We start from the raw sequence: 23287 nt of genomic DNA on the forward strand, positions 1-23287 counted from the left end.
TTTGTCTGGTTCAATTTTTTTCGTGTGAAAATTGTACCGCGAAATTTCACGAAAAAAAACATGACAAAAAAGTAATGAGCTGAAAAAATTATTTTCTGCCGCCCACAATCACAACCGTCTTCTCCGTCATTCTGGCAAAAATACCATTGCCCAAAACGCCGGGAATAGCATTGATCGCAGTCTCCAGTCCTGCCGGATCGGCAACCGCGCCGAACGCACAATCAATCACATAGTTTCCATTGTCAGAGATAACCGGCCCGTCCTTTTTCACTCCGTTTCGCATAACCGGTTCGCCGCCCAGTTCACGAAGTCTGCGAACAACACTGCCGTACGCAAACGGCAGAACCTCGATCGGCACTGCCGCATCAAGACCCGCCACCTCTTTTCCTGCATCAATCACCACAACAAACTGGTTCGCCGCATCTGCCACAACCTTCTCCCGCAGATGTGCAGCTCCGCGCCCCTTAATCATCCGCTTCTTTGGATCAACCTGATCCGCGCCATCAATCGCCAGATCAAGCTGTGGATGCTGCGTCAGCGTCGTCAACGGAATACCATACTCCTCAGCACGCATCGCGGTCTGGTTTGACGTCGGCACACCAAGAACATGCAGCCCCTCGGATTTAATTCGTTCGCCAAGCCGCTCCATCGCAAAAAATACCGTTGAACCGGTACCAAGGCCGACAACCATACCATCTTTCACCATATCTGCCGCGCGAATGCCGGCATCCCTCTTTGCCTCAACTACAGGATCACTCATACCAATCTCGTATGTCAGTCGTGCATATTAAGCACTTGGTAACCCTGAAGAGGTTTTTTCACCGAAATTCGTTTATTGGCAACTAATGTTCGTTGTAGCTCCGCCCACGGAAAATCAGAACGCATGCCTTCGGCCTGCTTACTGCTTCGCAGGAACACGCGGAAATTTTACGGAAAAAAAGATCACGGAGCAGACGTGAACAGCACGGAAGAAAAAATTATTTTGAATAGGAATTACGCGGTTCGTGTTTAAAAAATCATTCTTGGCTGTCTCACTACTTCGCAGAATTACATCGCGTAACTCCTATTCAAAATAATTTTTTCTTCAGTGATGTTCACGTCTGCTCCGTGATCTTTTTCTGTGATATTTTCCGTGTACTCCGTTTTTCCGTGGGCGGAGCTACGAAACGGTAACCAAAACGTGCGGTAACACCTCCCGAAGAAAAATGGCTAAGTCCAACAGTATTTATCTGAACCCCTCGTAACACTCTACATAATGCAGAATGAACATCCAACCGGTTTCGCTTTAACACTCCTCCTCATATCAGCATCGCTCGCAACCTTCATGTCCGCACTTGACGGTACCATCGTCAATATTGCCCTCCCGACCATCGCCGAATCATTCGACCTCAGCTCCTCCTCGGTCGCCTGGGTCTCCACTATCTATCTGCTGGTCATGGCAGGATTCCTTCTCATCATAGGAAAAATATCCGATGTCATAGGATTCAAAAAAATATTTCTCGCAGGATTCATCCTCTTCACCATAGGATCATTCACTTGCGGATTTTTACCGGATTTCACCGGACAGTTCTCCACTCTTCTCGGTTCTCGTGCCCTTCAGGCAGTTGGCGGCGCAATGATGACCGTCATTGCCCCTGCTATGCTCTCCTACTATATGCCGGGCGACAGAAAAGCAAAAGGCATGTCCCTTGTCATCCTGTTCGCCTCTGTCGGTATGGCTCTCGGCCCGACGCTCGGCGGATACCTCACCGAATACCTCTCCTGGCACTGGATCTTTTTCATCAACGTACCGATTGGAATTTTTGCCGTGATTCTTGGCTACTTCGCAATCCCAGGCTCTGCTGGCAACAAATCATCGCTGAAAGGCTTTGACACTCTCGGTGCAGTCCTCGTTTTCGTCGGACTTGCCTCACTGCTCTTTGCCTTCTCCGAAGGTTTCAGCCTTGGCTGGACCTCTGCCACGATCCTGGTATCCTTAGCCCTTGCCGTTATCGGAATTGGCGGATTCCTCTGGCGCGAGCTGCACTACAAGAATCCCCTTCTTGACCTCAGCCTGTTCAGGAGCAGATCCTTTATCATACTCAACCTGCTCGTCGTTCTGTTGTTCTTCACATTTGCAGGAGTAAACTATCTCCTCCCCTTCTATCTCCAGCATGTTCACAACTACAGCACTTCGTTCTCCGGTCTCATCATTACTGCAATGTCGGTGGGCATGATGGTCAGCGGAGTTCTCGCAGGTCTCATCTATGCAAAGCTTGTCGGTAAAATCCGTTATCTTGTCATGGCAGGTGTTGCACTGCTGGTGATCGGTTTCCTCCTTCTCACGGATCTGAATGCGACAACCGATCTCGGCCAGATTGTTCTGTCCCTTGCCCTGATTGGTTTTGGCCTTGGTCTTACCACAACGTCCCTTACCACGCTCATCATGAACGCAGCCCCCCAGTCAAAGCAGGGCATGGTCTCCAGCATCACGGGTCTTGAACGGTTTGCTCCAATGACGATCGGTGTTGCGGTCTATAACATCATCTTCGTCTACGGCATTATCTCTGCAGTCCAGAACTCAGGCATCACCGAAATGCCGCCGGCATCAATCGCTGCTGATATTCTCAGCTATGGATTTGATCTGGCGTTCATTGTATCGGTAGGACTTTCCATTCTTCTCTTCATTCTCTGCATCTTCATCCGTGAAGAGCGGGCAGTGGAAGAATAATTTTTTTTCAAAAATAATTTTTTTTTTCGGAAAGTACGTCCCCTATACTGTTATATTCAGCTACCGCGTATATTGTGCAATGTCAAAATCCACGGCTAATACCGCGGCAACATGTGGCGTAGGGCTTTTGATCTTCGTGGTCGCCCTTGCAGCATTCATGTCCGCCCTTGACGGAACCATCGTCAACATCGCAATTCCCACCATTTCAGAGATCTTCAATCTCTCCGCATCCTCGGTCAGCTGGGTTGCAACCATCTATCTGCTGGTGATGGCAGGCTGTATTCTCATCTGCGGAAAAGTTGCGGATGTAGTTGGGTTCAAGAAGATTTTTCTTGCAGGTTTTGCAATATTCACCATAGGCTCCTTTGCCTGCGGATTTTTCCCCGGACTTCTGGACTCCTACCCTTCGCTTCTGATAGGCCGTGTCTTACAGGCAATTGGCGGTGCAATGCTGATGGCGATTGCTCCGGCAATGATAACCACGTTTGTTCCTCTGAACCAGAAAGGAAAAGCGATGGGAATTCTGATGACCATTGCTGCTCTCGGCACTGCTCTTGGTCCGGTTCTCGGAGGATTTTTGACCCAGTACCTCTCCTGGGAATGGATCTTTTACATCAACGTGCCTGTGGGCATCATTGCTATTGCTCTTGGATTCAAAGCGATTCCTGTGCAGGATAAGAGCACGGCAACGCTCAAGACGTTTGATAAATACGGCGCTGTACTCATCTTCCTTGGCCTTGCAACGCTGCTCTACGCTTTCTCTGAAGGTCTGTCCCTTGGCTGGACCAGTCCGGTGATTCTCGGTTGCTTTGCAGTTGCCGCAGTTACGCTTGTCGGGTTTGTTATCCGCCAGCTCAGGTATGCTGAGCCGCTGCTTGATCTGAGGCTGTTCAAAAACCCGAACTTTTTCTTAACCAATCTGGCATTTGTCCTTGTGATTGCAAGCTTTGCCGGAATTAACTATCTGATGCCGTTTTTTCTGCAGTATGTCCGCGACTTCAGCGTCTCTGATGCAGGACTTGTGCTGACTTCGCTTTCGATTGGTATGATGGTCACCGGCATTCTTTCAGGGATACTTTTCAACAAATTCGGCGGAAAAATCCTCTGTATTGTTGGTGCCCTGCTGCTGCTTACCGGCTACTTCCAGCTCTGGCACATGGACTCGCTGACCAGCACCGGCTATATTATCGGCGCACTCTTTGTTGTGGGTCTTGGTCTCGGCATGATGATGTCGCCGTTGACCAATATGATTCTCTCTTCTGTTGCTAAAGGCAAACAGGGTATGGTCTCGAGCCTCACGGGTCTTGAGCAGTTTGCTCCGATGACGATCGGTATTGCTGTCTACAACCTTATTCTGGTCTGGGGCATCACGACGATTGCGGCCGCGGAAAATATTACGGAGACAACGCCGATCAATATCCAGATGGATCTGCTTGCCCATGGGTTTGATGTGGCGTTCCTTGCATCCTTTATCCTCGCGGTCTTTGTGCTAATACTTTCTCTTGTTATCCGTCAGAAGACGCACCCTGATCATCAGGGCAGCACAGAACTTGAGCATGCGGGCGGGATTATCTAATCTTTTTTTGAAATAAATTTCTTTATTGAGAATTTTACAAATAATTTTTTGGGATACTCTATGAACCAAAAAAATCGACTAAATTTTTTTGTGGTATCACAGCCCCCTCATTCATTTACGTTTATCACTCTCCGCGTCCAAAAGATACATACTCTATGGACTGGGCAGAACGATACCGGCCCGAGCATCTCGCAGACATTCTCGGAAACAACGCCGCAGTCAAACAGATATCAGACTGGGCGCGAAACTGGACGCCAAGCTCCCGCCCTCTTCTGATCACCGGAAAACCCGGCATCGGAAAAACCTCCGCAGCCTTAGCCCTCGCCCGCGACATGGACTGGGAGGTTCTGGAGCTGAACGCAAGTGATGCCAGAACCAAATCAGTGATCGAGCGGGTTGCCGGAAACTCTGCTGCGACCACCAGCCTCTTTGGCGCGAGCCGAAAACTGATCATCATCGACGAAGCTGACAACCTCGAAGGAAATGCTGACCGTGGGGGTGCACGCGCGATCGCTGATATTTTGAAAGAAGCCCGCCAGCCGATCATATTGATCGCAAACGATGCATATGGAGTTTCGGATTCGATTCGCAAGCTCTGTGATGCTGTGCCTTTCCGTTCCATCACTTCGTCCACGATGGAGAAGCGGATGCGTGAGATCTGCACAATGGAAAAGATCTCCTGCGGTACAGACGCACTTTCCGCGATCGCGGAGAGTGCATCAGGCGACATGCGGTCTGCGGTCAATATGCTGTTCGGCGCATCAACCGGCAAAACCGCCATCACTGCTGAGGATGTAAACACCTCGCAGAAGGATGAACGCGCAAGCATTTTTGATCTGGTCGCAGGAGTCTATTCTGGTGCTCCTGATGCAAAACTTCAGAAGCTCTCGCGCGAGTGTGAGGAGAAACCCGACACCGTTATGCAGTGGGTTGAGGAGTCTGCGTCCGCGGTCGCTGATGCCGGCAGGCGAGCAAGAGCGTATGCCGCACTCTCCCGTGCAGACATCTATCTTGGGCGGACGATGATCCGCCAGTACTACACGCTCTGGCGGTACGCAACTGCGATGACAACCTCAGGGGTTGCCAAAGAGTTTGACGGCGCAGGGTTCCGGCCCAGAATTATGCCGCCGTCACGCTGGCGGAGAATGGGCACGGCAAAAAAGCAGAAGACGGTTCGACGAACCCTTGCCGCAAAACTCGGCGAAGGCTACAGTATTCCTGATGCACAGATTCAGCGCGTTTACTTGGACCTTCTCTCGCGGTTTGCCGCAGCATCCCCGCTGGAGTTCTGCGAACGCCATGATCTTGATGATGACCAGCTGACGATTCTGCTCCATGACAAAACTGAAGCCACAGCCGTGTTTAAGGAAGCGCAGAAACTTGCAAAGGAGCGGGAGATGAAGATGAAAAAGATCTCTGCGGCAAAACGTGCGGCTGCGCGAAAAGAGGAGGAGGAGCGCGAAGCAGAACTGGAAAAGTTCAGAGCGGAAAATCCTCCGGTGCAGCAGGTTGTTCCAGAAGTTGTACCTGAGCCGGTAGTTGAAGAAAAAAAGAAGGCTCCGTCTCAGGCAACGCTGGACTTCTTCTGATTATTTTTTTTCTGAAACGCGAATAGCGCGAATAAAAAATCGCCAATGGCGATTTTTCAAAAGAAATTATTTATATTTCTTTGAGGGATTCTATCGAAAAAATAAGTAATTTAGTATTTTCTTAAAAATCGCCATTGGCGATTTTTTATTCGCGTTATTCGCGTTTTTCACATGATTCGCGTTCCGGATGCTTCTCCTCGTACGCAGCATCAGGACCGAGTGCATGCAGCTCATCAAGTGTATTGATATTTTGGAACGTCTCCAGATTTGGATCAAACCTGCGCAGCTCTTCTGAACTCACCCGCAGCGTATGCAGCGAATTCACCATATCGCGAAGCGACAGCGACTCATGATGTGCCAGATACTGCCGCAGTGCAGAAACGCGGTAGACTGCATGCAGAGGTTCGATATCCGTGTTCTCCCACTCAGGAATGATCGCATCGTACTCGCCGATATGATCAAACAGATACGTCACAATCGAGCGGTGAATCGTTGGCATATCGCATGCCGCAATAAACACAAACTCTCCTTTGACCTCTTCAATTCCTGACGAAATTCCCCCGATCGGTCCAAGACCCCGCAGCTTATCCCAAGTGCATCGAACCGGCAGCCCGTCGAACTGCTTTGCCTGCTCCTCACTCTTGGCAACAATCAAAATCTCATCCGCAATTCCCGTAAACGTCATCACCAGCCGCGAAATAAACGAACATCCCTTGTAAAAGAAAAAATACTTCTCGCGTCCGTTCACCCTTTTTGCCTCGCCGCCGGCAAGAATCATCGCCGAGCGCCGCACCTCAGTCATCTAAGCTCCTCCTTAAAATGCGTGAGATTTACGATCATCCGATTTACCGGAGTTGCAATTCCATGTTTCTCCCCAAGCTTCACAATCGCCCCGTTCATGTAATCAATCTCTGTCAGCCTTCCCCCAACAATATCCTGATACATCGAACTGTAATGCTTCGCGGTCGGCGGAATCTTCTCCTGCAACAGAAAATCCAGGTAAGCAGAAGCACTCTTCTGCGGCAGCTCAACGCCTTCGGCCTTCGAGACCGCAAACGCCTCGGTCACAATATCGGTAATAATATTCCATGCAGGTGTTTTGCGGAGGTCTCCGTACGGACACTCCATCACCGCGCCGAGCGGATTGAGTGAACAGCTGTAGAACGCCTTCGACCAGACAACACTCTTGATGTCAGCGCTCACGCCGGACCGGATGCCTGACGCATTGAACTGATCGGAAAGTTTCTGCGCTGCATCACTCACTCCTTTTGGGAATCTGCCGAACATCGTTTTGCCGCCATCAACCGATACAAACACTGCGTTGTCTCCCCGCCACTCAAAGCCGGTAATGATCATAGCACCAATTACGTGGATGGTGTACTCGCTGATGATCTCCTCGTTACCGATACCATTTTGCAGACTCACAACCTCAGCGTCTCCAAACAGATGATGATATTTTTCGCAGATCTCTCTGGTCGCAGCAGACTTGGTGGAGATGATGATATAATCCCAGGAACCTGCTGGAACCGACTCGCCGCAGGGGAAACGGCAGGTCTTCTCTCCCCAGATGCCGGTCATCACAAACCCGTCAACAGAAATTGCGTCAGCATATCTTTTCCGGCAGACAGCGTAGACCTCCGCATGCTCTGATAACATAGCAGCAACGGTCAGACCAACAGCTCCGGCTCCGAGTATGAGTATCCGCATAGTAATTTCGGAATTATATTCGTTTTAACAATACATGAAGTCAACAGATTGAACATTACAGTAGTATTTTGAGCCGCCCGCGAAATGCAGGCCTTCACCGCAGCTTGGAAATCTCCTGCAAACCCAACAGACCGGCATCCTGACTGGGAAAAAACTCATCTCTTTCGCCCCCTCCTTCCCAAGAAAATTATACACAAATACTCATCCTGATATGTATTGTAACAATATCGGCCTACAAATCATCACAATACGTTACAATAAATTAAATACACCTGTCGAACAATATGAATGTATGAATACAAAGCATCTGCTTGCAGCTGCAGGTCTTCTTGTTGTGTGTGCGGCAATGGTTTTTGCCGCCGGTTGTGTAACAACACCGAACGACTCCGACAAAACTCCGACAGTGGAAATTCTCTACACCGGAGCTGGTACTATGCCCGCACTTCTTGCAACCGGAAAAATTGACGGATACATCATCTGGCAGCCGTTTGTGGCGGTCGGTGTCGAAGGCGATGTAGGAAAAATCGTTTCATACAGCCAGAACCTGCCGCCGGAAGGCATGTGGGTGGAGCACACCTGCTGTGCTTTTGGTGCAAACTCCGAAGCGCTGAAAAATCCTGACATTGCCACGAGCCTTGTTGCGCTCACCATTCTTGGCAACAAGTACATCAACGATTATCCTGACAAATCCGCAGAGCTTACCGCAGACTGGCTGTTCTCCAAACAGGACATGACGTATGGTGAGATCACCGTGAACTCGGTTGACGTGCTGGAGGCTTCAATTCCGACAATTATGTTCTCAAGCAAGGTGACAAACACCTGGCTTGACAGCAATGAGGAGTTCATCAACGCCCAGCGTGAGCTTGGTCTGATCTCAGGAAAACTCCTGTCCACTACCCCGGCACAGTCCAAGGATCTGCTCTATGATTTCGGCCCGTACGAGTCAGCGACCCAGCAGATTGCCAGCGGCAAACTTACGACGCCCGCGGCCGTGAAGACGCCGATTTCGATTGGATACCTGCCAAGCGATCATGATGCTCCGCTGTTTGTCCTTCTGAAGGACTGGCAGTACTTCAAGGACACCTACAACTCCTATCTGAAACCGACCACCGATAAGGCAGGAAAGGTTTCTGAGGCAGAGCTTTTCATCAATGGCGAGAAGATTGCTGATGTGAAGTTCGTCGAAGGAACTGGCGGCCCGCAGCTGATGACCCTGCTTGCGCAGAACACGATTCAGTATGCGGTTGCCGGAACCCCGCCTTATATCAGCGCAATTGATATGAGTACCGGCAATGTCGGCTTAAAGATTCTTGCTCCGATTATGCAGGAAGGCTCAGGTCTTGTTGCGTCCATCAACTCTCCGGCAGATGACTGGCAGTTGTTTGTCAAATGGGTCAAGGACCGCAGTGCTGAAGGAAACAATGTGGTGATCGCTGATCCACAGCTTGGTTCTATTCAGGATGTGCAGCTCAAAGCAGCACTCAAAGACGCAGGTATTACTGTAGTCACTAAAAAGTAAGAGACGGTTTTCTGAACCGTTTTTCTTTTTTTTAATCTGTGATCAATCGCCCACGGAAAAACGGAAAGTGCGGAGTTTCACGGAAAAACATCACTGAGAGGCGTGAACAACACGGAATTTAAAAATAATAATTTTGCAAAAATATTTCTTCACAATTTTTTCAAAAAAAGATCATTAATTTTTTTATGGTATCACACAGACTCCTAAATAATTATTTCCGTGCTGTTCACGTCTGCTCCGTGATTTTTTTCCGTAAAATTTCTGTGTGCTCCGATTTTCCGTGGGCGGAGCTGTGACGAAGGCATGCGAATCGTGGGCGGAGCAGAACGTACCACAACACCAAAAATAGAAAAAAAATTACAGCCCGCAGATCTCTTTCAACAGAGCCCCAGCCTCGCGTTCGCGGGGGCCGCCACACTTCGCAATAATTCCCAAATGATACTCGATCAGCATCTTCAGCGAATCATCTCTGCTGTGGACATACCGCGTTGCATGAACAGTCGCATCAATAACACTGTTGAAACCACGGTTAATCGGACGAGGATCCTCGCGGATGTACTCGGATGCAACCGGCATCAGCTCAATGTAATACGTCTCCTCAGTCTCATGAAGAACCTGCGTCAGAAATCCCATCCACGCATCAGCGCCAGACAGCCTCTGCATCATAACTCCGCCCACAAACACCTTGGAAAGATCTGACGGAGCCGCATCAGAAAACGCATACTGCGGATACAGATAACAGTCAGAGACAAAGTTCGCCGTAACCCATCCGTGTTTGAGAATATTTTCAACGGTCGCCGACCCCTTAAAAAGAATCATTCGCGGAGACATCCCGGGCTTCACAATAATTCCCATCGGAGCTGCGTTGTCCTTTGTCACCGCAATAACTTCGGTAATACCTTCGCCTAACAGTCCCATTTCCATCCCTCTAAAAGTGCGGTAAAAATTCCCGCAATACAGATATCAGCAAGAGAACCAGGGTTGATACCATCTCTGATGCACTCCTCATCAAACTCTGCAAGCGTTTCATTCCCTGCAAGAACCGCGGCCGCTTTTTGCATAACCGCTTCAGCAGTTGCCTGATCAAACTTTTTCGCAATAAACGTGTCAGGACACTCGGCCATCAGCGACAGAAACATTTTCGTAATGTTTTTTTCCCCATCACCAAGTTCAAACAGCAGATTGGCAGCTCTCCGGGTCAGCAGAAATCCGTTCGTCCACTCGCGGGCAACCATGTCATGCAGGGCTGAATACTCCATCACCTGATACATCGTGATCTTCTCATCGATCAGCCGCTGAATCGATGAAGGATCATTTACATCCATAGGATCTTCGGATCTGACCCGCACCTGCGTAAGGCCGAATGCTTTGTAAAAGAGAACCGCATCCTCGATCGTGGTCTTTTTCACCACCTCTGCCGCGCCGGCAGTTCCTCTGCCTGCGATCAGCGGAAGAAGAAGAATGAATGCGCCAAAATGTGTGTTGCCGCCGTTATGGATATTGGTTCTGGCAACCGCATCGTACATCGCTTCTCCAAGCGAGATACTGCCTTCCGCAACGCGGGAGAACACCGGTCCTGCCAGAACTGCGGATGCCAGAAAATGTGCAAGATGCGTGTCATCATAATCATGACATCGGTCGATATTGCCGGGCTTCTGCTTTGCGGTGACCTCAAGCAGCATGGCAAACTGTGCAAGTTCGGCGAGATTAACAGGTTCAACAGTCTGTTGGGACATCGGCGAAGATCTTCTCCATGATACCATCCGCAAGATCCCGTTTCAGCGCCATATACTCATTCTTTGGAAGAGGAACAGCCTTCAGTGTCATATCGCGGAACATGCAGGGTGTGGAAGATTTGCAGCACCAGGCAAGACTGCCGAAGCAGGTGTGGCTTCCCTGAGAGATTGGCGAACCCTGCACAAGTCCTTCTTTGAGTGCGAGGTAATCCTGGCGGCTCATGTCGATAGAGTCGAGGGTTGACAGCAGCGGACACTGTTTTACCGGCATGCAGCAGAACGTCAGGGACCTGAGGTCGCCGCCGCGGCAGAGCTGTTTGGGAGAGTTATACCAGCCGCTTTCTTCGGCGGTCGCACGAATGTAGCGGTCAAGAAGCTGGAGTGTTGGCACGCTTGCACCTCTTGCAAGGGAGACGAGGTCAGCACCGTGCGAGAACATGTCCATCATTTTGTCAGGGGAGTCGATGCTGTTGTTGGCGATGAGAATGAGAGGGCAGCTGTTTCTGATCTGGCGGATGCGGGTGTATCCGGTATCCATCAGGTCGATATGCAGAATGTCTGCGCCGGCAGCCCAGAGTTTTCTGGCAAGCAGCCGGTCGTCAGTGACGCCTGCCCGGGTTTTTACCGAGATGGTGACGCCTTCTGCATGAAGGGCGCGAACGATGTCACAGAGGGCGTCGGTATTGTGAAGGAGATATTCGCCGCAGTGGGCTTCGATCATGGGCTGCTGGCGGCAGTGGGCATCGATCTCATAGATTACATTTTTTCCGAATTTGCGGGCGGCGGCAACGAAGGCTTCGGGTGTTGAGCCGCGAAGGTTGAGACCGATCACCAGATTGGATCCTTCCAGCATGGCAAGTTCGGTTGCGATGTCGTCCAGACTGTCGGAAAACTCGGTGCGGCCTGCTGCAACCATCTGTTTTGCCGCGTTTTGCGTGGCCGCGTCCAGGGAAAATCCGCCGATAAATGCAGCTCCGACATGGGCGGCACGTTCGAGAACGTACGCGGCGTCGGTAATTCCCGCCATGGATGCGAGTACAACCGGTGTTTTGACCGGTTTTCCATTCAGTGATAAAAATCTGTTCGACCCTCGCATAGATTCTATACGTATTGGTGCTCAGGGATATTTAGTCTGACGGAGGCGGCGGTGTAGTTTTATGGGTGAACAGTTTACCATCCGCATGCCTTTGTCGCAGCTCCGCCCACGGAAAAACGGAGTACACGGAAATTTCACGGAAAAAAAACATCACGGAGCAGACGTGAACAGCACGGAATTTGAAAATAATAATTTTGCAAAAATATTTCTTCAGGATTTTTTTCAAAAAAAGATCATTATATTTTTTTATGGTATCGCACAAAACTCTAAAAAATTATTTCCGTGCTGTTCACGTCTGCTCCGTGATGTTTTTTTTTCCGTGAAATTTCCGTGTGTTCTGATTTTCCGTGGGCGGAGCAGAACCCGCAACCGGAGCAGAACGTGTGAACGAAGCAGAATTCAGAACGCAGCGTTACGGTACAGAAAAGCATTCCAGATGATATCCATAGGAGGTGCGTTCCAAGGGAATGCATTTGCGGAACTCCTCGATTGGGATACTTGCCTGCATATCATAAAATGCGCAGACCGTTTCCCAGGGCATCAGGTATGCCTCGTTTTTTTGCCCGACGCCGCGAAACTCGACCGCAAGAAATCCTTTGCGACCGGTATATTTGAGAAAACCTGAGATGTTGTCGATCTGATGTACGCCGTCTTTGTCTTTGTGGAAGTTGCTGGAAAACGACAGCCGTTTTCCTTTCAGCGACTTGCACTCGATCGCAAGATAATGCGCAGGGTCCAGAGAGTCAACGATGATGTCAACGTACTGGGCATTGAAGCGTGCCTGTTTGAGGCGGTAGGCAAATCCCTTCATCCGGTGTTCGGTAAAATACCGGTTCACGCAGTTGACCACAGTACGCTCGAAATCATTTGCCATTTCTTTTCTTCATGTTTCGTCTGAGAGATGATGAACTTTTATAGCGGTACAGGCTCTACATGAACGGTATGCTTGACGGACGTGTACGAAAAAATATCAGACCGGGAACTGCGGTGGCAGTGGTGTTAAAGGCTGATCAGCCGACCGGTGCTTTAACATGGGGGAGGGTTGCAGAAATTCTCACGAACTCGTCCACGCATCCGCATGGAATCAAAGTGCGGCTCACGAACGGACAGGTCGGCAGAGTCCAGCAGATTTACGATGATGAATAACGACAGGCTTCACTCGTCGCTGCTCCGCCCAGGACTCGCATGATTTCGTAACAGCTCCGCCCACGGAAAAACGGATCACACGGAAAAACGCACGGAAAAAAACATCACGGAGTAGACGTGAACAGCACGGAAATAAATTTTTTAAAATTGCGGTGTGATACCATAAAAAATCACATGATCTTTTTTTGAAAAAATCTTGAAGAAATATTTTTGCAACATTTTTATTTTCAAATTCCGTGCTGTTCACGTCTGCTCCGTGATGCTTTTCTGTGAAACTCCGTGTGTTCCGTTTTTCCGTGGGCGGAGCAAAACGTGCGTGTGAAGCAGAACATGCGTCACAAAATAAAAAAAAGAATTTTTTTTCAATCACACAAACGTGATGTCAAAGAAGAACTTGCCTATCGGCTCATCCTCCCACGACCGCTTGTACTCGGCAGCGAACTCATACGTTCCTGCTTTCTCTGCAGTGACATACCACTCATAGAAACCGCCAACACCGACCATAGTCGAGCCCGGTATTGCAGAAGACACAAAGGTCGAGTTCAGCACTTTCAGCTGCGTGTCATTGGTGATCGTCCACTCATAGCCGGTAGTCGGATTGCCTTCGGTCACAACCTTCACTACTTCGCTGGCAGCCGGATTAACTTTCCCGGTGAATGCAACGGAAAGCAGAGGAACATCTGACGGAGTGGTGGTTGGATCAACAAAGATCAGATCCTGGGTAAAGGTCTCAAGAGGAGTCTCATTCTCCCACGACCGCTTGTACTCAGCAACGAACTGATAGGTTCCTGCTTTATCCGCAGTGATCGTGAAGATATCATTTCCTCCGGAGCCTGCAATACCCTCCTCGACCGGCGTTGCTTCATAAGTCTGGTTAATCACAAGACCAGAAACATCAGCTGCAATCCATCCATAACCGGTAGTCGGATTCGATGGCAGAATGAACTGAATCTTATCATTTGCCGGAATAACAGTGCCGAACTTATCAACCATTACTGTTGTTACCTGCTCAGACGACGGCGTCGGAGTAGGAGTTGGAGTTGCCGAACCGCTGTCAGTACCGATGCATCCTGCCGCGAGGACGCAAGCGGCAACGACAACCAGCATAACAAATAAAATGCCGAATTTTCTCATAAGTAGGAATATGACCCTATCATATATCAAGATTAGGAGGAATTGATTAACCAGCAGCTGCCCCAACTCCATACAACTATATCACCTCCCTGCAAACACTATTCAGCAATATTTCGCTAAGGTAATTTTACCTGACAACGGAGATCAGAAATGGAACTACCCGGAGGACCAACACAACCGGAAGTGATGGCCGTATCACTTGCAAAACTCGGCGTGCGGCCTGGCGACACAGTCGCTGACATCGGCTGCGGAACGGGAACGGTAACCAAAGAACTTGCAAACCTTGCCGGTCCCTCCGGCCACGTGTATGCGGTCGACCGCAGAGCTCTCGCAATCGCCTGCACCAAAGAGACCTGCGAGGGAATGGCGACAGTTGAAACGGTCGAAGGAGAAGCAATGGAGTTTCTCTCCTCTTCCCGCAAAAAAATCGACTGTGCCTTCTGCGGAGGAAGCCGCGACATTGCCGAGATCATCACCAGACTTGATGCTGACGGATGCAGAAGCATTGTCGTGAACGCGGTTTTGATCGAAACCGCAGTTGAGGCGATGCATACTATGCAGAGTCTTGGAATATTTCAGGAAGCCGTTCACTTACAGATCTCCAGATCCTACGAACTTGTGGAGCGCATTATGTTCAAACCAATAAACCCCATCTATATCATCCACGGAGGCCGCGAATGCTGACCGCAGTCGGCCTTGGCCCCGGAGACGCAGATCTCCTGACACTCAAAGCCGTCAAAATTCTTCAGGAAGCTGACACCGTATTTGTTCCGGGCGGTATCGCCTGCGAGCTGGTCAGACCCTACGCGAAAAATATCGTGACCCTTGAGTTTCCCATGACCCGTGATGAATCGGTCATCACCGAGTGCATGTGCCGTAACGCAGAAAAGATCGCGTCCACAGCAAAAACCGGCAAAGCGGTCTTCGGTCTGATCGGTGACCCAAACTACTACTCAACATTCTCCCGTCTTGCCGAGATGGTGAAAGAGTCCTACCCGGGTCTTGAAGTGGAAACAGTTCCCGGCATCAGCTCCATCACCGCAGTCGCGTCCCATGCAAAAATTCCCGTGAACGGCGCGTTCCTGGTAACTGACGGCCCGACCGCACCTGCCACAAAAATTCTGATGAAGGTAACAAAACCCAAAGAGGTTGCAGGCCTGCTGGAGGCTGAAGGCTACAATGACTTCATCGTGGTTGAGCGGATGTATATGGAAGGCGAACGCGTTCATCGCGGAACTCTGCCGGAAAAGACCAACTACTTCTCGATCATGATTGCGAGGAAGGTATGAAGTACTACATTGTCGGCGCAGGATGTGGCGATCCGGGTCTTATCACCGTCAAAGGAATGGAGCTGCTCAAACAGGCCGACGTTCTCATCTATGCAGGCTCTCTCGTAAATCCTGAACTGGTAGCACAGTCGCCTGCCTCCCTCAAACTCGACTCATGGGGCATGAAGCTTGAAGAGATAACATCCGTTATCGCAGAAAATGTTCGCGCCGGAAAATTTGTCGTGCGGCTGCATTCTGGAGATCCGGCAATTTACGGTTCGATCGTGGAACAGATCGCACCTCTTGAAGAGGAGGGCATTCACGCAGAAATTATTCCCGGCGTCTCTTCCATGTTTGGCGCGGCAGCCGCGTTGCAAACTGAGTACACCCTTCGCGGCGTCTCAGAGTCGGTGATCGTCACGCGTTCTGCCGGCCAGACACTGGACGCAGACCAGCTTGCCGAACTTTCCGCCCACGGAACAACGATGGTGATCTTCTTGTCCACCGGCCACATCGACTCGGTGATGCAGAAGCTCAAACGTCCGGCAGACACACCGGTTGCCGTCGTCTATCATGCCTCCTGGCCTGACCAGAAGATTGTCCGCGGAACGATTGCAACGATCGCAGAAAAAGTTCACGAGGAAGGCATCGAACGCTCCGCTCTCATCATCGTGGGAGACGTTGTAAAAGGAATCAAAGCTGCCTACACCAACTCACACCTCTACGGATGACTACTGCTGTTGTTGTTCTGGACCGGTTTTTTTCTTCAGGAGAAAAAATCGCGAAACATCTTGAAGCAGAGCTGGTGCCGTACAGGGAAAACGTGTTCGCCGAACTCTATACCAGTGTGGACGTAATCGTTGCCGTGATGTCAGCAGGCATTGCGGTTAGAGGATGCGCATCCCTCTTGACCGACAAATGGCATGACCCGGCAGTTGTCGTGGTGACGCCTGACCTCAAGTACGCGATACCGGTTCTCGGCGGTCATCACGGCGGCAATCTCTGCGCAAAACGTCTTGCAGAGATCGGAATTGAACCAGTCATCTCAACCGCGACCGAGACGCTTGGCAGGCCGTCGGTTGAAGAGACCGCACGGCTCGAAGGCCTTGCAGTCGTCAACCGCTCCTCAACCCGCGAGGTGAACGGCGCGATCCTTGACGGTGAAGTTCCGATCGTGCGGGTGAATCCTCCGCACATCGTCATCGCAAATCCGGGAGTATCGGTCCTCGTCAACAACTCACCCTACGTGATCGGTATCGGCTGCCGGCTTGGCACAACCGCTGAAGAAATCCTCGCAGCAATCGATTCCGCATGCAAAACCGCGGGGATTCCGCTTGCGGACGTGAAAATTTTTGCAACAACCGTAAAAAAATTTCATGAGGCAGGACTTCATGAGGCTGTCAGGTCCTTATCCGGCAATCTCATCTTTTTAGATGACGAAACAGTTAACGCACAAGTACCGCAAACTCCGTCTCGCGCGGAGATGCTCGGACTTGCGGGCGTTGCAGAACCTTGCGCTCTGGCGCTCGCAAAGTCAGGAACTCTGATACTGAACAAGACCGTCTATGGCCGCGTCACCATTGCCATAGGACAATAATAATCATGGGAACTCTCTGGATCGTAAGCTCAGGACCCGGAAGTCTGCAACAACTGACTCCGGCCGCAATCAAGGCAATCGCCACAGCCGATGTGATCATCGGCAACGCGTTTTACCTCGAGATGCTTGAACCGCTCATAAGGAATAAACAGGTCATCAGAAGCTCGATGGGAAAAGAGGTTGACCGCGCAAAAGAAGCCGCACGCCTTGCAGCAGACCATAATGTGGCAATGATTACCGGCGGAGATGCCGGCGTCTACGGTATGGCAAGCATCGTGCTCGAAGTTGTTGAGCATGAGTTCCCGAACACCGATGTTGAGGTGATTCCGGGAGTAACCGCGGCTACTGCGGCTGCTTCACGTCTCGGCTCACCGCTTTCCGGAGATTATGTAACCCTCAGCCTGTCGGATCTGTTAACACCCTGGGAGATGATTGAAAAGCGGCTGAACCTCGCGTTCCAGATGGGCGTGCCGGTCGCACTTTACAATCCAAAGAGCAGGGGACGACCGCTGAATCTTGGAAAAGCGATCAACATTGCCATGCAGTACCGCTCGCCCGAGACACCGGTCGGTGTGGTGAAGAATGTGTTCCGGGACGGCGAAGAGGCGTTCTGCGTAACACTTGCATCGCTTGGTGAAAATGATGAACTGGTTGATATGCACTCGATTTTAATCATCGGCGGCGAAGAAACCAGATTCTGGGAGGATAACGGAGATGTCAAAGGAATTATTACACCCCGCGGTTACCACCGAAAGTACGTATACTGATATCGGCGCTGATACGCCGGAGGGATTTTCGATCTCTTCGCGCAGCAGAAGTCTGGCGCGTGAGATGGTTGGCAATGCAACGCCAGAAGACCGTATTCGTCAGAGATGTTCGATTGCTGTCGGCGACTGGGCAATGGCGGATCTTCTGCGGTTCGACAATGATCCAGTCTCCGCAGGTCTTGCGGCGATCAAATCAGGTGCCCCGATCTTCACCGACATCAGAATGGTTCTGACCGGCATTCAGAAGCGCGGTCACTCATGCAGCGTGGAGTGCGCGCTGGATTACGGCGCTGATATCTCGGAGAGACTTGGCATCACCCGCAGTTCGGCAGGATTCGTTGCTCTGAAAGACCGACTGGCAGGTTCAGTTGTGGTGATTGGAAATGCGCCGAGCGCTCTTCTGACGGTCTGTTCGTTTGTGGATGAGGGCATATGTCCGGCACTGATTGTGGGAACCCCGGTCGGGTTTGTGAATGCGGCAGAGTCAAAGGAGATTCTCCGCACGAAAAACGTGCCGTCAGTCTCAAACGTTGGCACCCGCGGCGGAACACCGATCGCGGTTGCGTCGCTGAATGAAATTATTACGATGTTTGCAGAACAGCAGAAATGATCGATCCGGTAAGTGGTTTTCCCTATCCTGAGGCATGGGTTGCAAAATGTGACGAGCCCGCGGCCCTCAAACTTGCCGAGAGCGGCTTTGGGGTTCTGACGGCGAACGGAACGGTGCTCCGCCGCGGGTTTACGACCGGAACAACTGCTGCGGCCGCTGCGTTTGCTGCGGTCGCGTCACTTCGTGGAGAGAGTATCACCGAGGCAGAGATTACTCTTCCCTGCGGAGTTACAGCAAACGTTCCGACAAAGGGACGCAATGGATGCGGTGAGGCGCGAAAGTTTGCCGGTGATTATCCTGATGATATCACGGCAGGTATTCTCATTTGTGCCGAGGCAAAGCCTGCTGACGCAACGACGCTCATTGCGGGAGAAGGCATCGGCAGATTCAGCCGCTCAACTCCCCGCTACGCAGAAGGTGAACCTGCAATCAGCCCTCAGGCGCGTGATGAGATTTTGTCGGCGATCGAGTCAGGATGTCGCGCGGCAGGCATTGCGGCAGCAGAAGTTCTGCTGACGATTCCTGACGGACGACGTATCGGTGCCCTGACGCTGAATCCAAAAGTCGGCGTGCTTGACGGCATCTCAGTTGTCGGAACGACGGGTTTTGTCGAGCCATGGGATGATCATCTGACCGAGACGCTTGCCGAGCGGATCTCGGCTGCTGAACGTGTGGTGATTACGACCGGACGGACCGGTCTGCGGTTTTCGCGCCTGCTGTTTCCAGAGTACGAGGTGGTGCTTGCGGGTTCAAAGATCAGTGAAGCGCTTGCCGCGGCAGAGGGATGCCAAAACGCTGTCATCTGTGGACTGCCAGGTCTGATTCTCAGATTTTTCGATTCCAAGACTGCGACCTCGCGGGGATTTGCAACTGTTGAGGAGCTGATGGCGTCATCCGCAGGGTCTGTGGCACTTTCTGCTGAGGTGGCGGATGCGAAAGTACGATATCCGCATCTGCGAATTGTGATTATTGATCGGGCAGGAACAGTCCTGATCGATTCGGAGGAGGAATCATGATTATTGTCGGAGTAGGGGCAGGAACCGGCATGCTGACCGAAGAGGGGATTGCAAAAATTCGTGCGGCGAAGTTGATCTATGGGTCCGACCGGGCGATTGAGCTGGCAAAACCGTACACAGCAGCTGACACGGAAGTGATTGAGATAACCGACTACAAGGCTCTCCGCACGCTTCCTGAGGGCGCGGTTATTTTGTCGACTGGTGACCCGCTTATGGCAGGACTCGGGTATCTGCCTGGCGAAGTAATCCCGGGAATTTCTTCGATGCAAGTAGCATTTGCACGGTTGAAGGCGTCATGGACGAATGTCGCGGTAGTGAATGCGCATGGGAAGAGTCATGCGTCAGCGATTTCTCGTGCGGTAGCCGATGCGGCGGCAGGCCATTCGGTGTTTGTGATTGCAGACCCGGACTTTTCGGTTGCCGAACTTGCCAAGGCGCTCACTGCGGTGTCTGCTGATATGCGGATTGCGGTCTGTGAGGATCTTGGCTATTCGTACGAGCGCGTCGCTGAAGGGACAGCTGCCCAGCCGCCGGAAGTGCGGAGTAAGCTGTTCTGCGTGGTTATCGGGTACTGATTTTTTTTGGTCTCGTTTGGAAAGAAACGCGAATAACGCGAATAAAAAATCGCCAATGGCGATTTTTAAAATTTACAAAAATAATTCATTTTCATCCAGATGGCTCCGGTATGAAACACACAGACAATTTATTTTTTGAAAAATTGTCATTGGTGATTTTTTTTATTCGCGCTATTTCGCGAAGCTGCGAAGCAGTGAGCACGACGGAACGACGTGCAAAGCGGTGAGCCTGCCTTCGGCATGCGATTCGCGCTATTCGCGTTTCAAAAATCACGCCGCGTAAAATCCTATTAAAAAAAATCGGAGGAAAAACCTCCACAAAAAAATTTAGAGCCAGGAAGAAACCAGCTCTTCCGCTTTCGTCAATGCTGCCGGAACTGCTAAAGCGTCCACGCCAGCTCCCTGAGCAAGACTCTCCTTTCCGCCGCCCTTGCCGCCAAGAACAGCACAGACCTCAGAGACCAGCTTACCGGCATTCACCTTCTCAGGAACACCAGACGACGCCACAACACCAACACCATCAGCTGTTGTGATCAGAACCGCAACACCGCCGCGGCTCGCAACCGCGCCCGCAACCGTCACCAGCTCCTTTCTTGAAACATCCACCTGCTTCACCACCACCTCAACACCTGACATCATCACGCCCTCAAGGCGGGAAAGCTCAAGCTCAGCAATCTTCGCACGCAGACGCTCAATCTCCTTACGCTGTTCCTTCCACTCAGAGAAGAACCGCTCAACCGAACCCGGCAGATTCTCAGTCTGCACCGACAGCGTATCAGCAGACGTTGCAAGCAGCGTCTGGAGATGCTGCATCGCATCAAGCGCCGCAAACCCTGCCGCAAACTCAATACGCTCAACACCATCCTGAATATGCTCAAGCCGCAGAAGCTTCACCGGCCCGATCTCGCCCGTACTCTGACAGTGCGTACCCGCACACGCCTGAACCTCAGCGCCCATCTGGACAACCCGCAGCTCCTTTCCTGGCGGCACACCGCCCTGATACAAAGCAAACCCGAACTTCTGCTCAGCTTTTGTTCGCGGCTCAACCTTAATCATAACCGGCAGATTCTCCATCACCAGCCGATTCGCCACAATCTCGATTTTCTTCAGCTGCTCAGACGTAATATGCGTATAATGCCTGATATCCAGACGCGCCGCATCGGTCGAAAGCTGAGATCCTGCCTGATGCACATGAGGACCAAGAACCTCCTTTGCCGCACGCAGAATAACGTGAGTTCCTGAGTGGTGACGCATCAGCGCCCAGCGCCGCTCCTCGTCAACGACGCCCTTAATACGGTCGCCGCGTTTCAGACCAGGACCGTGAACCTTGTGCAGAATCACCTCGCCTGACTTCACCACCTCATCAACCCGAACCATCACATCTGTACTGACAAAAGTACCGGTATCAGACGGCTGACCTCCGCCTTCGGGATAGAACAGCGTGTGATCCAGAATCACATACTCATCAATTGCATCAATGATGGTCGCCTCAAACTCCATATCGCTTGGACGCTCATAGTAGCTCTTGCGGGTCGGCGGAAGAACCGCGATCCGTTCTGCATATTTCGCGAGCGGAGACTCAGGCTTCTCTCCCTCATTCTCCGAGTGCATCTCTGCAATCCGGGAGTCGAAGTCGTCAGGAATCTCAAACTCTGCACCAGCTTCGGAGAGAATTTTCTTCATCAGCTCAACCGGAATACCATGCGAATCATACAACGTGATAAGCTCATCGAGTGGAACCGGCTGGCTCTTTTTCACATAGTTCTGGCCGACGCGCTGAACCGTGCGGGTTCCGCGTTCGATCGTTGCATCGTACTTCTCAACCTCGCGGCTGATGATCTCGCGAACGATTGCGGGTTCCTGCTCAAACTGGGCAAGACCGATCTTTTCCATCTGTGCAACAATCAAGTCGCCCAGATCTTCGTCCACGCCTGCTTCCTGCATCATTCTGATGCTGCGGCGAAGTACGAGCCGTGCGAGGTATCCTTCGCGGACGTTGGACGGAACGATCAGGTCGCCGAGCATGTAGGCAAGGCAGCGGGTGTGATCACAGAGAGCATAGATGTTCTCCATGGGAACAATGATCTCCTCGAGTTTTGTGAGAGAGACATTGGCTGCGTCTGCAACCTTCTGCCGGAGATCGCGGATTTTTTCTCCGCGAATGTCCATGAGTCCGGCAAACTTGGCGTTCATGCCAAGAATTGCGGCAACTTCGGGGTTGTCGAGCGTGTCCTCCATGCCGGCAGAGTTCAGCAGCCGCGGAATCATTTCCGGGAAGACTGCGTCGTAGGCGGTAGGTGTTCCCTGCGATGCCCAGGCGAACCGTTCCAGACCGTATCCGGTATCCACGATTCGAAGCGGCATTTCGTAGTAGTCTTTGCCGTCAATCATGACCTGGGGTTTGCCGGAGTTTTTGCGGGACAGGTTCATGAAGACAAGTGTTGCGACTTCGAGTCCGCCCATGAGGACTTCGACGCTTGCACCTGCATTTCCTCCGCCGAACCAGGGGTTTTCCTTGAAGGTGAGGTTGTTTAAGTCGCCGCCGATTGATTCGATGAAGCCGCTGCACAGTTCTACGCAGCGGTCTTTCCAGTAGATGGTATTTTCGTCGGTGTTAAACGCGTGATGTGCCATCATCTCAAAGCAGGTGAAGTGGCGGCCTGACCGTCCGACGTTGTCGAGGTCGTTTAACCGGATACACGGCTGGGAGATGGTTAAGGGGTTTGCCGGAGGAGGGCAGACTCCGCTCGTCACGTACGGCTGGAAGTCGGCGATGGATGCGATAGTTAAGTAGATGTCATCACGCCACCGTGCGGCTACTGGGTATCTGCCGACGCGAGTATGACCGTTTTTTTCGAAGAAGGAGAGGTATGCCTCGCGCATCTCTTCAACGGTGTGCTTTTTGAACAGGGGGTTGCCGATGAACTGATATGGTTCACAGGGGGCGTCACCACAGATCTCACGTTCCGGGTCCCGTGTCCAGAACGGCATTCCGCATTTTTTACAGATTTTGCGGACAAATCCTTCCCGCTTGAAATATTCAAGCTGATATTCATTCTCAAGCATGAAGAACCACTACCGAGTTTGGTAACCACTATAGGTTAGTGTGGAGGTGAGATAATAATTCGCTTCGGAAATGTGTTCTGCTTTTAAACCAGAGTTGTTCACGATTCGTCTGTTTTTCGTCTTACGTTCTGCTCCGCCCACGGAACACACTGAACGCATGCCTTCGGCCTGCTTA

The 23287-nt window shown here is 51.3% G+C and carries 22 protein-coding genes; 13 read left to right on the top strand and 9 right to left on the bottom strand.

The features are described from left to right. Window positions 1–88 precede the first annotated feature (88 nt). Complete coding sequence (gene rpiA / locus McpAg1_RS07530) at window positions 89–760, bottom strand: ribose-5-phosphate isomerase RpiA (protein ID WP_338094697.1); 672 nt, start codon at window positions 758–760, stop codon at window positions 89–91. Window positions 761–1255: 495 nt separating this feature from the next. Here rpiA and McpAg1_RS07535 point away from each other — a divergent pair, with 495 nt between their 5' ends. The 3 genes from McpAg1_RS07535 to McpAg1_RS07545 all read left to right on the top strand — a co-directional run bounded on the left by McpAg1_RS07535 (window position 1256) and on the right by McpAg1_RS07545 (window position 5875). Further along, window positions 1256–2710: a DHA2 family efflux MFS transporter permease subunit gene (locus tag McpAg1_RS07535; RefSeq protein WP_338094698.1), complete on the top strand. Its 1455-nt coding sequence runs from the start codon at window positions 1256–1258 to the stop codon at window positions 2708–2710. A gap of 79 nt (window positions 2711–2789) precedes the next feature. Then, window positions 2790–4286, top strand: a complete 1497-nt coding sequence (locus McpAg1_RS07540; protein WP_338094699.1) for a DHA2 family efflux MFS transporter permease subunit — start codon at window positions 2790–2792, stop codon at window positions 4284–4286. A gap of 155 nt (window positions 4287–4441) precedes the next feature. After that, window positions 4442–5875 carry a replication factor C large subunit gene (locus tag McpAg1_RS07545; RefSeq protein WP_338094700.1) on the top strand — a complete coding sequence of 478 codons (1434 nt, stop codon included), beginning with the start codon at window positions 4442–4444 and terminating at the stop codon, window positions 5873–5875. A gap of 154 nt (window positions 5876–6029) precedes the next feature. Here McpAg1_RS07545 and mobA read toward each other — a convergent pair whose 3' ends face one another. Continuing rightward, window positions 6030–6677, bottom strand: a complete 648-nt coding sequence (mobA, locus tag McpAg1_RS07550; protein ID WP_338094701.1) for a molybdenum cofactor guanylyltransferase — start codon at window positions 6675–6677, stop codon at window positions 6030–6032. Next, complete coding sequence (locus McpAg1_RS07555) at window positions 6674–7582, bottom strand: ketopantoate reductase family protein (RefSeq protein ID WP_338094702.1); 909 nt, start codon at window positions 7580–7582, stop codon at window positions 6674–6676. Before McpAg1_RS07555 ends, mobA begins: the two co-directional genes overlap by 4 nt. Window positions 7583–7874: 292 nt before the next feature. On the opposite strand from McpAg1_RS07555, the gene McpAg1_RS07560 reads away from it, so the two are divergent. After that, a complete protein-coding gene (locus McpAg1_RS07560) occupies window positions 7875–9101 on the top strand; it encodes an ABC transporter substrate-binding protein (protein ID WP_338094703.1) in 1227 nt (408 codons plus the stop codon). Window positions 9102–9458: 357 nt separating this feature from the next. Here the strand turns inward: McpAg1_RS07560 and McpAg1_RS07565 are convergent, their stop codons facing one another. The 4 genes from McpAg1_RS07565 to McpAg1_RS07580 form a co-directional block, all read right to left on the bottom strand. Beyond that, window positions 9459–10019, bottom strand: a complete 561-nt coding sequence (locus tag McpAg1_RS07565; protein ID WP_338094704.1) for a DUF447 domain-containing protein — start codon at window positions 10017–10019, stop codon at window positions 9459–9461. Next, window positions 10007–10837, bottom strand: a complete 831-nt coding sequence (locus tag McpAg1_RS07570; RefSeq protein WP_338094705.1) for a triphosphoribosyl-dephospho-CoA synthase — start codon at window positions 10835–10837, stop codon at window positions 10007–10009. The genes McpAg1_RS07565 and McpAg1_RS07570 overlap by 13 nt, the downstream gene beginning before the upstream one ends. After that, window positions 10818–11933 carry a methanogenesis marker 9 domain-containing protein gene (locus McpAg1_RS07575; RefSeq protein ID WP_338094706.1) on the bottom strand — a complete coding sequence of 372 codons (1116 nt, stop codon included), beginning with the start codon at window positions 11931–11933 and terminating at the stop codon, window positions 10818–10820. Before McpAg1_RS07575 ends, McpAg1_RS07570 begins: the two co-directional genes overlap by 20 nt. Before the next feature lie 412 nt (window positions 11934–12345). After that, window positions 12346–12807: a Holliday junction resolvase gene (locus tag McpAg1_RS07580; protein ID WP_338094708.1), complete on the bottom strand. Its 462-nt coding sequence runs from the start codon at window positions 12805–12807 to the stop codon at window positions 12346–12348. Between the two features lie 68 nt (window positions 12808–12875). Between McpAg1_RS07580 and McpAg1_RS07585 the strand changes: the two genes are divergently transcribed. Next, complete coding sequence (locus McpAg1_RS07585) at window positions 12876–13079, top strand: YwbE family protein (protein WP_338094709.1); 204 nt, start codon at window positions 12876–12878, stop codon at window positions 13077–13079. A 366-nt stretch (window positions 13080–13445) separates the two neighbouring features. Here McpAg1_RS07585 and McpAg1_RS07590 read toward each other — a convergent pair whose 3' ends face one another. Then, the gene (locus McpAg1_RS07590; RefSeq protein WP_338094710.1) at window positions 13446–14186 is read right to left on the bottom strand and encodes a protease inhibitor I42 family protein; all 741 of its coding nucleotides are present in this window, start codon (window positions 14184–14186) and stop codon (window positions 13446–13448) included. 177 nt (window positions 14187–14363) lie between these two features. Here McpAg1_RS07590 and McpAg1_RS07595 point away from each other — a divergent pair, with 177 nt between their 5' ends. From McpAg1_RS07595 to McpAg1_RS07630, 8 genes are read left to right on the top strand one after another with little or no spacing between them, the layout of a single operon-like run. Next, complete coding sequence (locus McpAg1_RS07595; RefSeq protein WP_338094711.1) at window positions 14364–14897, top strand: bifunctional cobalt-precorrin-7 (C(5))-methyltransferase/cobalt-precorrin-6B (C(15))-methyltransferase; 534 nt, start codon at window positions 14364–14366, stop codon at window positions 14895–14897. Then, a complete protein-coding gene (locus McpAg1_RS07600; RefSeq protein WP_338094712.1) occupies window positions 14891–15502 on the top strand; it encodes a cobalt-factor II C(20)-methyltransferase in 612 nt (203 codons plus the stop codon). The genes McpAg1_RS07595 and McpAg1_RS07600 overlap by 7 nt, the downstream gene beginning before the upstream one ends. Further along, entirely contained in the window at window positions 15499–16212 is a 714-nt protein-coding gene (gene cobM, locus McpAg1_RS07605) for a precorrin-4 C(11)-methyltransferase (RefSeq protein ID WP_338094713.1), read from the top strand. Before McpAg1_RS07600 ends, cobM begins: the two co-directional genes overlap by 4 nt. Continuing rightward, the gene (gene cbiG, locus McpAg1_RS07610; RefSeq protein ID WP_338094714.1) at window positions 16209–17078 is read left to right on the top strand and encodes a cobalt-precorrin 5A hydrolase; all 870 of its coding nucleotides are present in this window, start codon (window positions 16209–16211) and stop codon (window positions 17076–17078) included. The genes cobM and cbiG overlap by 4 nt, the downstream gene beginning before the upstream one ends. Before the next feature lie 5 nt (window positions 17079–17083). After that, on the top strand, window positions 17084–17845 hold the full coding sequence (cobJ, locus tag McpAg1_RS07615) for a precorrin-3B C(17)-methyltransferase (RefSeq protein WP_338094715.1): 762 nt from the start codon (window positions 17084–17086) through the stop codon (window positions 17843–17845). Further along, complete coding sequence (locus McpAg1_RS07620) at window positions 17793–18455, top strand: precorrin-8X methylmutase (RefSeq protein ID WP_338094716.1); 663 nt, start codon at window positions 17793–17795, stop codon at window positions 18453–18455. The genes cobJ and McpAg1_RS07620 overlap by 53 nt, the downstream gene beginning before the upstream one ends. After that, on the top strand, window positions 18452–19471 hold the full coding sequence (locus McpAg1_RS07625; RefSeq protein WP_338094717.1) for a cobalt-precorrin-5B (C(1))-methyltransferase: 1020 nt from the start codon (window positions 18452–18454) through the stop codon (window positions 19469–19471). Before McpAg1_RS07620 ends, McpAg1_RS07625 begins: the two co-directional genes overlap by 4 nt. Beyond that, complete coding sequence (locus McpAg1_RS07630; RefSeq protein ID WP_338094718.1) at window positions 19468–20046, top strand: cobalt-precorrin-7 (C(5))-methyltransferase; 579 nt, start codon at window positions 19468–19470, stop codon at window positions 20044–20046. Before McpAg1_RS07625 ends, McpAg1_RS07630 begins: the two co-directional genes overlap by 4 nt. A 327-nt stretch (window positions 20047–20373) precedes the next feature. On the opposite strand, the gene alaS is transcribed toward McpAg1_RS07630, so the two are convergent. Then, a complete protein-coding gene (gene alaS, locus McpAg1_RS07635) occupies window positions 20374–23112 on the bottom strand; it encodes an alanine--tRNA ligase (RefSeq protein ID WP_338094719.1) in 2739 nt (912 codons plus the stop codon). Between the last annotated feature and the right edge of the window lie 175 nt (window positions 23113–23287).

This window comes from Methanorbis furvi (genome assembly GCF_032714615.1).
In the GTDB taxonomy this organism is placed as follows: Archaea; Halobacteriota; Methanomicrobia; order Methanomicrobiales; family Methanocorpusculaceae; genus Methanocorpusculum; species Methanocorpusculum furvi.